General features: G+C 39.8%; 15 protein-coding genes and 1 pseudogene. 8 read left to right on the forward strand and 8 right to left on the reverse strand.

Translation table 11 applies throughout. The features are described from left to right. Positions 1-42 precede the first annotated feature (42 nt). A complete protein-coding gene (locus CEF16_RS20505) occupies positions 43-1050 on the reverse strand; it encodes an LLM class flavin-dependent oxidoreductase (RefSeq protein ID WP_091587613.1) in 1008 nt (335 codons plus the stop codon). Between the two features lie 164 nt (positions 1051-1214). On the opposite strand from CEF16_RS20505, the gene CEF16_RS20510 reads away from it, so the two are divergent. Then, positions 1215-3266, forward strand: coding sequence for a catalase (locus CEF16_RS20510; protein ID WP_091587611.1), 2052 nt, complete (start codon positions 1215-1217; stop codon positions 3264-3266). Between the two features lie 136 nt (positions 3267-3402). Here CEF16_RS20510 and tatC read toward each other — a convergent pair whose 3' ends face one another. The 3 genes from tatC to CEF16_RS20525 form a co-directional block, all read right to left on the reverse strand. Further along, a complete protein-coding gene (gene tatC, locus CEF16_RS20515; protein ID WP_091587610.1) occupies positions 3403-4119 on the reverse strand; it encodes a twin-arginine translocase subunit TatC in 717 nt (238 codons plus the stop codon). A 73-nt stretch (positions 4120-4192) separates the two neighbouring features. Next, positions 4193-4420 carry a twin-arginine translocase TatA/TatE family subunit gene (locus CEF16_RS20520; RefSeq protein ID WP_091587608.1) on the reverse strand — a complete coding sequence of 76 codons (228 nt, stop codon included), beginning with the start codon at positions 4418-4420 and terminating at the stop codon, positions 4193-4195. Positions 4421-4444: 24 nt separating this feature from the next. Next, positions 4445-5872, reverse strand: coding sequence for an alkaline phosphatase PhoX (locus CEF16_RS20525; RefSeq protein WP_245917940.1), 1428 nt, complete (start codon positions 5870-5872; stop codon positions 4445-4447). 603 nt (positions 5873-6475) lie between these two features. Between CEF16_RS20525 and CEF16_RS20530 the strand changes: the two are divergent. Then, positions 6476-6688: pseudogene (locus tag CEF16_RS20530) on the forward strand (zinc ribbon domain-containing protein); the annotation flags it as partial. Positions 6689-6785: 97 nt separating this feature from the next. On the opposite strand, the gene CEF16_RS20535 reads toward CEF16_RS20530, so the two are convergent. The 3 genes from CEF16_RS20535 to desB form a co-directional block, all read right to left on the reverse strand. Beyond that, positions 6786-7349 carry a general stress protein gene (locus CEF16_RS20535; protein ID WP_091587605.1) on the reverse strand — a complete coding sequence of 188 codons (564 nt, stop codon included), beginning with the start codon at positions 7347-7349 and terminating at the stop codon, positions 6786-6788. 73 nt (positions 7350-7422) lie between these two features. Next, on the reverse strand, positions 7423-7797 hold the full coding sequence (locus CEF16_RS20540) for a DUF2512 family protein (protein WP_091587603.1): 375 nt from the start codon (positions 7795-7797) through the stop codon (positions 7423-7425). A gap of 161 nt (positions 7798-7958) precedes the next feature. Further along, complete coding sequence (desB, locus tag CEF16_RS20545) at positions 7959-9017, reverse strand: Delta(10) desaturase DesB (RefSeq protein WP_245917941.1); 1059 nt, start codon at positions 9015-9017, stop codon at positions 7959-7961. 216 nt (positions 9018-9233) lie between these two features. Here desB and CEF16_RS20550 point away from each other — a divergent pair, with 216 nt between their 5' ends. Then, positions 9234-9881: a FusB/FusC family EF-G-binding protein gene (locus CEF16_RS20550; RefSeq protein WP_091587600.1), complete on the forward strand. Its 648-nt coding sequence runs from the start codon at positions 9234-9236 to the stop codon at positions 9879-9881. A 190-nt stretch (positions 9882-10071) separates the two neighbouring features. Next, positions 10072-11259 (forward strand): MFS transporter, encoded by a 1188-nt coding sequence (locus CEF16_RS20555; protein WP_091587599.1) that lies wholly within the window; start codon positions 10072-10074, stop codon positions 11257-11259. A gap of 195 nt (positions 11260-11454) precedes the next feature. Here the strand turns inward: CEF16_RS20555 and CEF16_RS20560 are convergent, their stop codons facing one another. Further along, a complete protein-coding gene (locus CEF16_RS20560) occupies positions 11455-12894 on the reverse strand; it encodes an aminotransferase-like domain-containing protein (protein WP_091587597.1) in 1440 nt (479 codons plus the stop codon). 113 nt (positions 12895-13007) lie between these two features. Between CEF16_RS20560 and CEF16_RS20565 the strand changes: the two genes are divergently transcribed. From CEF16_RS20565 to CEF16_RS20590, 4 genes are all read left to right on the forward strand, one after another. Then, positions 13008-13910: a DMT family transporter gene (locus CEF16_RS20565; RefSeq protein WP_245917942.1), complete on the forward strand. Its 903-nt coding sequence runs from the start codon at positions 13008-13010 to the stop codon at positions 13908-13910. Between the two features lie 89 nt (positions 13911-13999). After that, positions 14000-14563 carry a DJ-1/PfpI family protein gene (locus CEF16_RS20570; protein WP_091587594.1) on the forward strand — a complete coding sequence of 188 codons (564 nt, stop codon included), beginning with the start codon at positions 14000-14002 and terminating at the stop codon, positions 14561-14563. Positions 14564-15268: 705 nt separating this feature from the next. Further along, positions 15269-15457 (forward strand): hypothetical protein, encoded by a 189-nt coding sequence (locus CEF16_RS20580; RefSeq protein WP_091587592.1) that lies wholly within the window; start codon positions 15269-15271, stop codon positions 15455-15457. 263 nt (positions 15458-15720) lie between these two features. Further along, entirely contained in the window at positions 15721-15993 is a 273-nt protein-coding gene (locus tag CEF16_RS20590) for a hypothetical protein (protein ID WP_091587589.1), read from the forward strand. The last annotated feature ends 29 nt before the right edge of the window (positions 15994-16022 follow it).

The following is a 16022-nucleotide window of genomic DNA, read 5'->3' on the forward strand; positions in this document are numbered from 1 at the left end:
AAAGGGTCGGCTGAGATGTATATTTCTGCCGATCCTTTGTTATTAATTTATCGCAATTTCAGAGACAGTTTCGAAGGAGCGAAGACGTTTTTCATGGTCGTAAATTTGAGCATTGACCATGATTTCATCTGCTTGTGTCTCATCTAGAAATTCCTGCATTTTCTTCTTAACAGTTGCTGTGCCGCCAAATATAGAAGAACCAAGCTGCTGCTGCAAAAGTATTTTTTCATGTTCTGTAACAAAGTTATCGATATTTTCAACGGGCGGCTGCAGCGGTAATTCTGTGTTGCGGACAAGGTTTAAAAATTGCTGCTGAATAGTAGTTCCAAGATACTCTGCTTCATCATCCGTTTCAGCTGCAACAACATTTAACCCGACCATTGCATATGGCTCTTCAAGCACATCGGACGGCTGGAAGGAGCGGCGGTACAAGTCAAGTGCAGGCAGGGTATTGTCAGGTGAAAAATGACTGGCAAAAGCAAAAGGCAGTCCAAGTTGACCAGCGAGCTGTGCGCTAAAACCGCTTGAACCAAGAAGCCAGATCGGAACGTTTAATCCCTGTCCGGGGATAGCTCGTACACGTTTTCCGTTTGCATTAGAAAAATAGCTGCGCAGCTCATCTAAAAGCTGTGGAAAATCATGACCGTCGCTGCCAGTGTGACGTCTTAAAGCATGGGCTGTTAATTGATCGGTACCTGGGGCGCGTCCAAGGCCAAGGTCAATACGTCCTGGATAGAGTGTTTCTAAAGTTCCAAATTGCTCTGCGATGATAAGAGGGGAATGATTTGGGAGCATTATTCCTCCTGAACCCACCCGAATTTTTGAGGTTCCCCCTGCCACGTGTCCGATAAGAACTGATGTCGCAGAACTCCCAATAAAAGGGATATTATGATGTTCAGCCATCCAATAGCGATGGTATCCCCACTTTTCTGCATGCTGTGCAAGCTCAAGTGTATTTTTATAAGAGTCTGAGACAGTTCCTTCTTTTAGGATAGGAGATAGGTCAAGGACAGATAGCTTTATATCACTTAGTTGCTTATGTTCAGACATTGTTTCATCTTCTTTCTATTAAAAATTTAAAGCCAATATTATTTTACCAACTTTGTTTCGTGTTCCAAAATAAAATGATTTGAAAACAGTTTATTTAAAAATGAGCGCGGGTACGAGCATAAAAGGAAATGTTTATTATATATTGTCAAAAGGAGGAACTATAAGTGAGAGAGCCGTATAATGAGTCGAAAAATAGGAAACAAGAGCAGTTGGAAAAATATAAAACAAATGATAAAGATAAAAAATTGACGACTAATCAAGGTTTAAAAGTGTCAAAAGATGAATTTTCGCTGAAAGCAGGCGAACGCGGACCGACACTAATGGAAGATTTTCATTTTCGCGAAAAAATGACTCATTTTGACCATGAACGAATACCAGAGAGAATTGTGCACGCACGGGGATATTCTGCTCATGGGGAATTTCAAGTGTATGAGTCAATGAAAGAGTACACGAAGGCCGATTTTTTAAACGATCCATCGAAAAAAACTCCTGTGTTTGTACGTTATTCTACCGTCGCAGGCTCTAAAGGTTCTTCGGAAACCGTTCGTGATGTTCGAGGATTTGCTACAAAATTTTATACGGATGAAGGAAACTTTGATTTAGTCGGAAACAACATACCTGTATTTTTTATACAAGATGCCATGAAGTTTCCGGATTTAGTGCATGCATTAAAACCGGAACCACACGATGGCATGCCACAAGCTGCTACTGCTCATGATACCTTTTGGGATTTTATAGCGAATAACCAAGAATCTGCTCATATGGTAATGTGGGCGATGTCTGATCGGGCAATTCCGCGAAGCTTTCGTATGATGGAGGGATTTGGCGTTCATACTTTCCGTCTTGTCAACGATAAGGGACAAGCTCATTTCGTTAAATTTCATTGGAAGCCTGCTCTTGGAACCCATTCTCTAGTATGGGATGAAGCTCAAAAATTATCAGGAAAAGATGCAGACTTTCACCGGCACGATTTAGCGGAAGCCATCGATAATGGGGATTATCCTGAATTTGAATTAGGCGTCCAAGTCATAAAAGAAGATGATGAATTTATGTTCGATTTTGATATCCTTGACCCTACAAAAATATGGCCGGAAGAAGATGTACCTGTAAAAATAATAGGAAAACTGACATTGAATAGAAATGTGGATAACGTTTTTGCAGAAAATGAACAAGTAGCCTTTCATCCTGGTCATGTTGTACCAGGTATTGATTTTACCAATGATCCGCTGCTTCAAGTCCGTTTATTTTCCTATACCGATACCCAATTGATCCGTCTTGGCGGTCCGAACTTTCACGAATTACCGATCAACCGTCCGGTTTGTCCGTTCCATAACAATCAGCGAGATGGGTATATGCGTCAAACAATAAACACCGGTCAAGTAAGCTATCATAAAAACTCTCTAGCTGGCAACACCCCAGAACCTGCTGCTGAGTCAGAAGGCGGTTATACTCATTACCAGGAAAAAATAGAAGGACGCAAAGTCAGGGCTAGAAGTGAAAGCTTTAAAGACCATTTCTCTCAAGCAGCGATGTTCTGGAACAGCATGAGTGAGCCCGAAAAGCAGCATATTATCGAAGCATTTAGTTTTGAACTTGGAAAAGTAAAAAGTAAATCTGTTCAGCAGCAAGTCGTTGATATGTTTGCGAACGTAAGCCTGGATTTAACCAGAGGATTTGCAGAAGCCATCGGAGCTGCTCCTCCTCAACAAGGAGGTTCGGATGTCACCAAATCGTCTCCTGCACTGAGCCAGGAAAATACAAAGAAAAAGCCAGATACACGTAAAGTTGGTGTGATTATCGGCGATCATTTTAATGGTGAAGAAGTTAATGGAGTTCTTGCAAGATTGAAAGCCGAAGGGATCAATCCGGAAATAGTAAGTGATACATTGAACGCCCGTAAAGCAGACAACGGCTCCGAGTTAGAAGTAGACCATACCTTCTTAACCGGTGAGTCTGTATTGTTTGATGCTATATATGTTGTCAGCGGCGGTAAAGACGAAAGCAGTGCATTTACGCCGGACGCCTTGTACTTTGTAAAAGAAGCTTTCGCTCATTATAAACCAATTGGGGCAACACACAGTGGAAAGGAATTGCTAGTAGAAGCAGGCATCACAAATACTCCGGGTGTAGTAACTGGAGAGGATTTGACAACCTTCACGAAAGATTTTACAGCCGCCATTGCAGCGCATCGTCACTGGGATCGTCAGGTGGTTTAGTAAACCGTTCGACCTGATATGGCTCTTTATCATTTTCTTCTCACCTCTATGGCTAAATCACCAAAAAGGGTATGTTCGGTACACATGTTACACAAGGAAGAGAGCGGTCCCTCGTCTTTTGGGACTGCTCACTTTTCTAAGAAACTTCCGTGTGTATTTTTTTCCGATAAACCATTTTACTTACCGTAATACTTACCTCATACAATCCAAGCAGCGGAATAATAACAAGCACATCAGATATAAAATCAGGCGGTGTGATAAGGACCGAGAGAACGATGAGACCAAAATAGGAAAATTTTCTTGCTTTCGTCAGTTTATATGGATCAATAATACCGAGTCTTGTTAAAAACATAATGACGGCTGGCATTTCGAATAAAAATCCAAACGGTAGTGTGAGGTGAAGCATAAATGTAAAGTATTTCTCGACAGTGAAATACGTTTCAAAATCACTGCCTGCAAGCCCTTCTAAAAAGGAAATAACTAATGGGAATAACACAAAATAGCCAAATGAAATGCCGACAAGAAACAAAAGAAACAAAGCTGGGATAAAAGCGAGAGTTGCTTTTTGTTCGACTTTTGTTAAAGCAGGCTGTACAAATTTCCACACTTGCAGTGCAGCAATTGGAAAGGTCACTGCAATAGCCGAAGTTCCTGCAATCATCATGTATACCCAAAGAATATCTCCTGGGCCGAGAAGAGCAAGTTTATCATCAAGATCTTTTACGAGATATTGATATATATCTTTAACGAATACAAACGAGACAACAAAAGAAAAAATAAAAGCGAGCAGTGTAATGATGATTCTTTTCCGAAGTTCACTAAGGTGATCGACAATATTCATTTCACTATTCATTCTATGTAAACTCCTTTCATGAAAAATGCAAAGATGTAAGCAAGCAATACACCTGCCTACATCTTTGATCGCATCAGCTTCCTGTCTTTTCCTCCGATTTATCTACTGCTTGCAAATTTCTATCTAATTTCTTTTCTTTTTCTTGCTCGTCGCCATTTACAAGATCATTGGTTGCTTTTTTAAATTCTTTTAATGTACTTCCGAAAGCTCGTCCGATTTCTGGGAGTTTGGAGGGTCCGAAAATAATTAACGCAATTACAAGAACAAGAATTAATCCTGGGATACCGATATTTTGCAGCATCTGTTAAACCTCCTTTGCTTCTTTTTATAAAATAGGCATGCCGTGACGGTGGAACGCTGCTGCTTCGAGTGTGGACATTCCTTTGCGTTCCGCAAATTCAACCAGTTTATCATCTACTTGTGGTGCATAAGCAGCAGGAGGAGCAGCATGTCCCATTTGACGCTGGCGTCCGGAATTTTTACGTGCAAACGGTCCCCAAATTGCAAATGTAATCCCAGGGCTTTGAATGTTCACAAAGAAAGTTTGACCGTTAGTCGAGAAAGTTGGCCCAGCAAGTTCAGAATTGTTTAAGCGATTTTCTGCGAAAGTATATGCCTCACCTTCTGGTGTCAAACCAACGATTCGATCGACTCCGCCTCCATCTTCAGCAATCCACAGGTCTCCCCATGGCGTAATACAGATGTTATCCGGCATTTCTAAATCGTTTGAATCAGTGGATTCATAAAAAAGTTCGAGTGTGTTGGTAGCAGGAATATAGCGGTATACTCGTCCAAGGTTTTTATCACCTGCAGAAGTGTCATCAAACCAGAACACGCCGCCAGCAAAATAAGCACCTTCTAAACGGCTGAACTGAATACAGTCTTTTGCGATCGCGTCATCGCTAGGTTTTTCCGGGTCAACATCTTTCCAAACAATTGAAAAGTTCTGGCCGCTGTCAAAGTTTCCAGCAGAAGTAGAGGAACTTTCTTCAAGCGCAGCTGCCTGAAGAGTACCGCCTTTTTGAAGTGCACCAACTTTCTGGCTTCGGTCATTTGGAATAAAACGATAAAAGAAACTTGGGCTCGAATCTTCGGTTAAGTAAACAATTCCTGTTTCCGGGTCCGTTGCTGTAGCTTCATGAGAAAAAGCACCCATATCTCTAATTGGTGTTTTAGAAATATTTCCTTCTGGATCATCCGGATCTACTTCAAATACATATCCATGACCGCGGTTTAATGTTTCTTCACAGGTAAGCCATGTTCCCCATGGCGTAGCACCGCCTGCACAGTTACGGATAGTTCCGGCAGAAGTGATATATTCATCTTCGAGTTCACGATTTGGTCCGACAACAAGAGCTGTGGTACCGCCAGTTTCATTTTTGTTGTATGGATTTTTTCCTTCTACAGGGTAGGAGGTGTTCCCGCTTAGTTCATGATTTCGGATGAGAACGGTTGAATTTTGTTTTCCTGGAAAAGCTGCCATTCCATCAAACATTGCTGGAATAGGACGACCATCAGAAAGTTTTCCGCCTTCTTCAGAAATAATTCGATATTGAAACCCTTTTGGAAGATCTAAAATGCCGCCGGGGTCTTTCACAAGCGGTCCATAGCCAGCAGTAGAAGCGATGCTGGATTTAGCAAATGCCGTTTGTTTGCCCCCCAAAGTAAATAGGCCAGTTGATCCCAACGTAACAGCAAGTGTACTCATCCCTCCTGCTTTAATAAAATCACGGCGATTCATGTTTTTGTCCACGACAAGAATTCCTCCTAAATCTAAATAGATTTTAGAGTGCCAGCACTGAAGCAGCCTCTACATTAAAAGCTACTAGAGGAATGTTGATTAATAGTATATTTAATGTAAAAACTTACCTAAACATGGAATATGGTTCAAAAGTTATAATAACTACATTGAAATAAACGAATGATTTCAATTATGTAACCTATAAATAGGTGCAAATAAATAGGTTGTTTCTATTAAAAGAGACAAATAATTTTGCCAACCTTCTATTGGAGGAAAATATGTAAAAATTTCATTAATAAAAAACGTAGAAAAACTCGGCTGCCGCCGAACCTTATAGCGAAAGCCGTAGTTTTACTTATAATTCTTTAAATAAAATTAAACTTCTTAAAAAATAAAAAAAGACTCATCCTTTTTTACCGTTATTAGGCGAGAAGACTCCCGCTTCAAGGAGCGTTAGCGAATAAGTGGGAGATGAAACGCCTTCGGACAAGAGATGGCTTTAGCTATCTCTATTGTCCGACTATCCCCTCCGTCTCCTTGTTAAGAAAGCCAAAATATTTCAAATAGAAAAGAGAATGTACGTTCCCTTTTGAGTGCCAATGTCTTATAATAACGTGGTATGGAAAACAGGTAGTAGCTGTTGCGAAAAATTTTCCTTCCAGTCAATTGTGTTCAAGTGGTTACAAAAATAAAGACGTTAAACACCTCGCTTTACGTGAGTGGGAATGTCCTACATGTCATACCCAGCACGATAGAGATAGGAACGCAAGTATCAATCTTCGCAAGGAAGCATTGCGATTAACCGGAGGGACTGCGGGGATAGCCTAATAAATTAGAAGCCATTAGGTTTCTGTACTTAGGAATCCCCCACCTCTTAGCATAAGCGTAGGTGGGGGTAGTTCAAAAGGACAAGTCTTGCTGTTTATTAAAATTTGCTTTTCGTGCCGCCGCTGTATGCATGGGGATACATATGGGTATTTTGAGTCTGATGGGAGGAAAACGTATTATATACCGTATTTTGTTTTTCTTCATCGGCTTCGACCAAAACGAGAATGTGGTTGTTTTTTAAATAATCCTCATAGTCTTTCGCGTGTTCTTCTGGAATGCCGGCACCAACAAATGCTCCGACAAGACCGCCGCCCCCAGCGCCAACGCCGGCTCCGGCTAATGCAGAAGCAATTGGTCCAGCCCCTGCTATAGGTCCAATCCCAGGTATAGCTAATAAGCTTAAACCAACAACTGCGCCTAGTACGCTGCCGCTTCCTGCACCTAATCCGGCACCTTTACCAACACTTTTGCTTTTTCCGGTTTTGGTGCTGTCATCTACTGACGTGGTACCTGTTTTGTTTTCTAGCGCGTCAAGGTCATTTTGATTTTTAGAGAAAACCGATATGTCTTCTGTCTTATAACCTTCCGCTTTTAAAGCATCGATGGCGTTAACAGCATCTACTTGATCTTTAAAAACACCGCCGACAATTTTTTTGTGCATCAATGATACCTCCTTTTTCATACAGGTATTTCATTCATGCTGATTCCCAGATCAGTGTCTTTTTAAAACCTGTTTATTGAGTATCCATACGAAGTTTATTGTTCGCAGGAAGGACATGCGTTGCCAGAAAAAAATGAAAATAATATTCTCCATACGCTAAAACTGCTGCAGAAATAAAAGCTGCTAATGCTGCTGGTGTGCCTGGCTCAAAGACAGCCATGCCGACAAACCAAATAATAAGAAATGCAAGTACAAAATCAGCTATAACGGCAGGCATGTTTTTAATTTTTGGCATAATAAACAGATCTCCTGGATAAGAAACGGCACCAATAACGACTGTTAAAAGAAGAACTTTCCAAAATGCAACCCCGAAACCGATGGTAAGAATAAGAAAAAGGCCAACGAGTGTCATTATTCCTTTAAATGCTAATGCTTTCGCGTGTTCCAAATGATCCCCTCCTCTCTTGTGGTTGAGCTATTATCTTCTTTATTTTTTCAAAAAATATTCTTTTCATTCCTATTGCCACAGAAAAGGCTTAGTTAAACAAACTAGCAAATAAAAACGGACAATCGGGAAGAATGACCCGCTTGTCCGTTTCTTTGCTTTTATTAATTTTTTCTACTAAATTTTTTGGTTCTGATTCTTTTAGGGTTCAGTCCGTGTCCTAAGGATCCGTAAGATTTGCTGGTATGAGGATCAACGAGCTGATTTTGGTCAAAATAAACACGCGGTGTTTTCCAAAGGGCTTTTAAGGCCTCACTCATAGGCATTTCATGATAACGATCCGGCCACATTTTTTTGATTTGTTCTTTTACAAGCGGATAATATTTTGAGCTCATGCCTGGAAATAAATGATGCTCCGTGTGGTAAGAAAAATTAAAATGGAGTACATCAACCCATTTTGGTACCGTGACCGTTAAGCTATTGGCTAAAGGATCGTTGACTGGAACTAAAGGATTCAGCCGGTGATTTGTCGAAATATATGCCATAACAATAAAGTTGGCAATTAATAGTGGAATGAAAAAGGCAAAGATCCACTTTTCAAAACCCATAATAAACGATAATCCAATCCAGCTTGCCCATGGGACCACGGTTTGCAAAAGCACTTCAGGTTGTTTTTTCGGTTTAAACTCTTTAATATATATCACTAACATTTTTAGTGAATGCGCAGTAAACTGAATGCTTAAAGAAGCAAAGGCAAAAAAAGCTCGGACAGACAGCGGGAGGCGGTACACGGAACGAAATACTTTCATTTTTGAAATTTTCTCGAGTGTAGGCCATGCATCCGGGTCATGTTCATCGTGCTGTGTATGAACGTGGTGGGTTAAATTGTGCCACTTGCGCCAGATTTTGGGACTGACACTTAAAGGCCAAAAAGCTATAGCACCTAAAATATCACGTAGCCACGCTTTTCGAATTACCGTTCCGTGCAGGATTTCGTGTCCTAAAAATCCTAGTGCTGCAAAACTTGCTCCAATGATAAAGGAAAAAATAATATTAACGAGCGGGTGGATGTTAAACAGCCCAATCATCAAAAAACAAATAGCAACAACAATCAAATATGCTAAACCGCCAAGCAGGCGGGCAGGTGCAGGTTTAAATGCTTCTTTCGGTAAATGTTTCTTTACATGTTTTGCATATACCGCAAATTTCTCGAGTTCATTCACGAGGATGCTCCCTTCATGACGTTTTATAAAAAAGGGTCGAAATTCATTTCCATAAAAACGTTTTCGACTCATTAAGCGTACACTGGCTCGCTATACACGTCAATGGATATTACTACCTGGTCTTAAAGCTTACTTCTAAAAAGCTTATAAATCAATGTATTGAAAGCTCTTGAAAAAGGGAAAAAATTTAGAAACGAAAAGGGAGGAGTCGAATATATGACGAAACCTTTCATTCAAAACCATCATTTAAATGTTATTAAAAACAAAGGCCGCCATATTCAGTACTGTTTTCATGATATAGAGGATGCAGGTGTTCTTCAGGTTGTCAAAGGACAAGCAGCTGATCAAGTGAAACAAGCTTTTTCTGAATTGAAAAATGAAGAAGCAGAAGTAATCGATCCGCTTTCTGACGTGAAAACAAGCATTGAAGTTGAAGCATTTATCGGATCTATTTATCCATATGTAAAGCCATTTCCCGCTGTTGATCACACACAGATTAAGCAGCTGTTTCCAAACAATAAAAAAATACAGCTTCCTAATTTAGAGAACACCGATTTTTCCTATCTTACCTATCTTGGCTGGAATGACCCTGGCCAACGTAAAAAATATATAGTATATGAATTTGACGGGAAATTAGTGGGTATTGAAGGGAGATATACTCCTCCAACACAAAGGAACTACTGCTATTTCTGCAATGAATTAACTCCTGTTCACCTTGTAAGCATACGAACAGATGAAACATCAACCGGTAATCCTGATTACTACCGGTCTATCGGGCAGTATATATGTAAGGATAGTGATGAGTGCAATAAAAACATAACCGATGTAACTGCACTGCAGTCTTTTATCCAAAAAGTACTATAAAAAAAATCCATATAAGCATGGAGAAGCGGACAAACGAGATTTTTCTTTGTCCGCTTTTTCTATTCCTTGAACTTTTTCTTTAGCGAAAAAAGGGTGTTAACTTTTCTGTCAAAAAACATTTTTTTCTTCCTGCTTTTTGCAACAATGAAAGCAAAGAGAGGATTTTATTTTGCTAGGGAGTGGGAGAGTTATGACAGAGAAAAAAGTTCAAGGTCAAACTTCGGCATTAGTTCTATCTACATTAGCAATGATCATTTCATTTGCTGTATGGTCTGTCATTGCACCAATAGCTACAGATTTACAAAAAATATATCAGTTAAGTGAAATAGAAAAAAGCCTTCTTGTTGTCACGCCTGTTGTGCTGGGGTCAATTATGCGGGTTCCGATGGGGATTTTAACCGATCGCTTTGGAGGAAGAAAAATATACACCCTTACGATGTTAGCTTTGGTATTTCCTATGACAGCGGCAGGATTTGTACATTCATATTCGCTCCTCTTATTTTTGACATTCTTAATCGGTATGGCAGGCACTACTTTTGCGATTGCCGTTACTTATGTTACGAGATGGTTCCCGCCAGAAAAGCAAGGGCTGGCTCTTGGGATTACGGGGATGGGAAACCTCGGGACAGCGGTAGCAAGTTTTACTGTACCTTCTATGTATACCTATTTAGGTCTAAGCTGGGTATTTTGGATTTTAGCCATTGCGATAGGGGTTATGGGACTCATTTTTTGGATGGGTACAAAAGAATTACCTAAACCAAAAGAAGTAAAAACGTTGAAACATTCCTTATCTGTCGTTAAACATAAACAAACATGGGTGTTATCGCTGTTTTATTTTCTAACATTCGGTGGATTTATCGCTTTCAGCTTGTATTTGCCGGCTATTTTACAAGAAACATATCAATTTTCAGCAGTTCACGCAGGGTTGATCGTTGCCGGATTTGTGGTAGTAGCCACATGTATCCGACCATTAGGTGGATACCTTGGCGATAAATTTAAACCGCTAAGAGTATTAAGATGGCTCTTCATTGGAATTGTCATTTGCGCGTGTGCTATGACAATCACCGAAGGAACATTCACCTTTTTCGGGATAAGCTGTGCAGTCATGGCCGCTTTACTTGGAGCTGGAAACGGAGCTGTATTTAAGCTTGTTCCAGAAGTTTCTCCTAATAATACAGGTGCGGTAACAGGAATAGTCAGTGCTATCGGCGGGGTAGGCGGATTCTTTCCTCCGGTTGCGCTAGGAGTAATAAAAGGATTTACCGGAGGATATGGTTTAGGCTTTCTTTTACTCGCTGTTTTCACGGCCGGTTGTTTGGTAGTGATCAGTAATTTATATAGAAATAGTTTAAAAGAAGGGGACGCACTGTACCAATAAAATCTATAAGGTATGTTTTACTTTTGAAAAAATAAAAGGGAAGTGCCGCGGTCCAATCATCTTTCATAAGATGGTTGGGCCATTTTAATTTTTTTGTTGAGAATTTAGAATAAATCTGCGAACAGGACACTTCATCAAGCAGCAGAAGTATTGATTGAAGCGCAGTGTCCTATTCTTCGTAAATCGAAACAAGCTCTATCCTTTCATCCGTGTCTCTTTTAAATGATTTATAATGTCTTTTATTATTTTTATTCCGTTTTCCATTTGAGCGCAGCTCGGGTAGGCAAAGGAAAAACGAACGGACGTACTTTTTTCATCGTGATATATAGATCCTGGGTTAATAAGCACACCTTGTTTAAAAGCGGCAGCAAACAACTTTTTTGATTCAATGGAGTAGAAGTGAACATAAATGAAGAACCCGCCTTCTGGAATTTCCCAATATGCTTCTTCTTTAAAGTTTTGGTGTAATAGGTCTAATAAATAGTTTCTTTTTTGAAGCAGTTTGTGACGGATTTGATGCATATGCTCCTCGTACAGTCCCGACGTAAGCAGGTGTTCGGCTATAACCTGGGACACAGCGCTTGTGCCGTAATCCATTTGCATTCGAATATCTGCCAGTCGTTTTACGACATCCTCTGGGCCTGTCATCCAGCCAATTCTAAGGCCTGGGTCCACCGTTTTAGAAAAACTGCCGATATGCAGCACGTGTCCTTGTGTATCTAACGCTTTAAGAGCAGGCGGCGGAGGTGTTTCGAGCCAAAGATCATGATATATATCATCTTCAATAACAGGCAGATGAAATTCATTACAGGTGCAGAGTAAAGCTTTTCTTCTACCTAATGTCATAGTTGTCCCGGTTGGATTATGAAAGGTCGGGTTTGTATATAGTATAGATTTATTTTTTCTCCAAGGCTGCTCTTCTAGAAGTTTTGTTTGAAGCCCGGATTCGTCCATTTCAATTCCCTGCAGATGCATGCCGGCTGACCGAAACACAGGAAGTGAATATAAATAAGATGGCTGTTCTAAAAAAACGGTAGAGTCAGGCTGGAGTACGCCTAAAGAAATCAGCTGAAGTGCTTGTAATGATCCCGAAACAATTAATATGGAGTCCGGACCAGCTGTAATTCCACGGCTAGCAAGATAGTCGCTAACCGCTTTTCGTAATGAATAATTTCCTCTTCCATCGCCGTATCCGAAATAACCTATTTGGTTACCAGCTTTTTTAAAAACCTCACCAAGTGCGTTTGCAGGATGAAATTCCGACCCCATCTCTCCTTTACTAAGCGGCAAAAAGGAATGTTCTGTTTCTGCTTGGTTTATTTTTTGAACCAAGAGATCATTGGATGGATGTATTGACCATCGAACTTGTTCATTCCAGGCAGGTGTACTTGCAGCCATCGACTGCCACGCATTTAAAACGACTTTTGTGGAGCTTCCCACTTTCCCTTCTACTACTCCTTGTGCTTTTAATTCATCTAATGCTGCAATAATGGTACTGCGGTTCACTTTGAATGCAGCAGCCAGTGCTCGCTGGGAAGGGAGCCGGCTTCCCGGAGGCCATTCTCCATTTTGGATTTTCTCTTTTATAGATTCTTGTATGATAATATGTTTCGGTTTTTGTGTTCTATGACCCATAGTGTACCCCTTCGATTGGTTGGTTTTAAAAAATGAGAATTGGTTGGAGCTATTCGCAGCTTTTTTATTTACCATAAATTATATCAATATTTATGGTGAAAGGAAGAAGGAAATTGCGTCACAACGTTATGTTTGCTTATAGCTTGGCTGTCTTTCTATGGGCGTCTGCCTTTCCGGGTATTCGAGTTGGCTTAGAATCATACGGCCCTTTTCATCTCGCTTTATTACGTATGCTCATTGGTTCTCTAGGATTGTTAATTTTTGCGGTGGTCGTCAAAATGAGATGGCCTGATAAAAGAGATATTCCTGTGATTTTACTTTTCGGTTTTTTCGGCTTTACGGTTTATCATACTTTATTAAGTGTCGGAGAACGAACCGTAGATGCAGGAGCGGCCAGTTTGATTGTATCGACAACTCCGATATTGTCTGCCTTATTAGCCGCATTCTTTTTAAAAGAAAGGTTTCATCAAACAGGGTGGATTGGTTCGATTACTGCTTTCCTTGGGGTTGCTCTTATATCGTTAGGGGCAGGTGGAGAAATCCATTTTGAGATTGGTGCACTCTTCATATTAATAGGAGCTTTAGGAGAAAGCATCTATTTTGTTTTTCAAGTACCGTATTTACAAAAATATGGCTTCTTGCCGTTTACCACCTATACGATCTTATCTGGTACGCTGTTCATGCTGTTGTTTTCTCCAGGGTTATGGACAGCTGTCCAACAATCATCGCCTGAAAGTACGCTTACTGTTATCTATTTAGGGTTGCTGCCTACAGTGATTCCTTATTTTGCGATTGCGTATGCCACATCCAAACACGGGGCATCTGAAGCTACAAGTTCACTATACTTAACCCCAGTTTTAGCCATCTTCATTTCATGGCTATGGCTTGGTGAGGTTCCAGCTATTTTGTCTATTATTGGCGGTGCATTTGCATTAATAGGAGTGTCTATGACGACATGGACAACTTCGAAACACTCGCCTTTACAAAGCAAGAATAAAGGAGAACTATTAAGATGAGAAGAAGGTTCCAGCAGTCTTATCGTCGTACTAATAGACAGGATTCGTATGTAAAAAGAATAATGAACCAATAAGGAAGGTGTTTGAAAATGAAAGCAGCATTTATTCTATTTGATCAATTAACGTCTTTAGATTTCATTGGATTTTATGATGGTTTTACCAGACTAAAAACGATGAATTATAAAAGCGACTTAAGTTGGGATCTTTGCGCATTAAATGAGGAAATAACAGATGATCGAGGTATAACCTTCAAAATAAATAAGCTGGGACCGGATCTTTCCGAGTATGATCTAATTTTTATCCCTGGAGGCATGGGAACGAGAAGGCTGAGAAATGATGAGGAATTTATTGAATGGTTAAAAACAGCAGAAAACGTTCCGTATAAATTGTCAGTTTGCACGGGGGCTTTGCTTCTGGGCGCTGCGGGCTTCTTAAAAGAAAAAGCAGCAACTACACATCCTAACGCGTATGAACTTTTAAAATCATATACAAACCAAGTGAAAGAGGATCGAATAGTAAAAGACGGTAACATTATTACTGGGGGTGGTGTTGCTGCTTCTGTTGATCTCGGTCTTTATGCATGCGAATTCTTCTCCGGAAGCGAGGCAGCACTGAAAATAAAAAAACAAATGGACTATCCTTACTACGAATAATACTAACTTTCGCTTTATTCCTACAGCAAAACATTTCTTAAACATAAAAAATCAAAATAAACTTATTAAAGTCAGGTTGTATTCTTACCTGACTTTTTTCTCTGTTGGGAAATATAACAACCGTACTAAGCAAAAACTTTGGCAAGTCGGAGAACTTTCTATCATTTCGAAGCTGGTTGCCCAAGTTTCTTCCTTTCAAGCTTTTATTGATTCATTAGTCAACATACCAGGCCCGGCATTATTAGGGTTATCTCTTGGCGTTACGATCATATGCGGTCTTACAGGTTCTGCTTCCGGGGGTCTTGCCGCATAACGGTTATGTAGTGACAACCGTACGCGCAATCTGTGGTGAAACACATAGGCGTTGGTATAAACCTATCTTTCTAGTAAGTGTAATCCTTCCTATGATTGCTATGATATTGGCCGCTGTTCTTTACTCTATATTTTAATTTTAAATAAGAAAGAGGGCAGGCTGTAAGAAGTTTTGATTTAAGGAAAGTATGGCTTAGGTCGTTCTTCCTATTGGATAAATCTAAGACGTATGTAACAATTTATATAACAATTGTTTAAATTCCCTATAAACAAGGGAAAGGGAACATGGATAAAAAGGGGAATTCTATCTTATGGGGAAATGAAAAATTGCTGCGAAAAACAGGTAAAGGGGGAGTCATTTACTAAGAATTTGGAAAGAAGGAGCGCATGTTAATGTCATCATCACTTCGAGAAGAACTCCACTCACTCATCGATAGCCTTCCCGAAGAAAGCCTGTTAGAAATCTATATTAGCTTATGGCAATACAAAGAAGAAGAAGAAAAAGAATTGAACGAAGAAGCAAAAAAAGAAGTACAAGAATCGAGATATGAGAGAAGAATACGTACGGACAAAGGGGTGTGATCTCTTTGTCCTTTTTTATACTTTAGGAATAATTTAACTTTGTTAATGGATCAAAGTATAAGCAAAACTACGACTTCCGCCATTGGATTTGGCGGCAAACCGAGTCTTTCTATCTGTTTTTAAATATACTCCTGCCGAATTTACAATAGTAGATTCTCTTCTGTCTTTAAAGTTATATGTTTGAATATAATGATAAAAAGAGGCTTGCCCATACTGCTTCGGATAAAAATACATAAAGTAATATAGAAAGGGAGGTGAATTCATTGAGTGATTTCCGTGATAGAAAAGATGATGATTTTATAAATGTAAGAAATCGAAATGATAATGATAATTTCTTAAAAGATAAAAATTTAAATAGGAATGAAGCAAAAGCTAGTATCGAAAAAAGCGGTAATGCGAATGTAGATGTTCATGTAGACGCTGAATCTTTCTCTAAAAGCCGTAACCGAGCTTTGGCAGATGCTGATGCACACCAGAAACAATCCCAAGACCAAGATCAAAAAAATGATGACGGCCGTAAAAGACGTAACTTTTAAAAGGGACCTAATGTCCCTTCTTTTTCTAT

Origin of the sequence: Alteribacillus bidgolensis (genome assembly GCF_002886255.1) — a bacterium.
GTDB lineage: Bacteria > Bacillota > Bacilli > Bacillales > Marinococcaceae > Alteribacillus > Alteribacillus bidgolensis.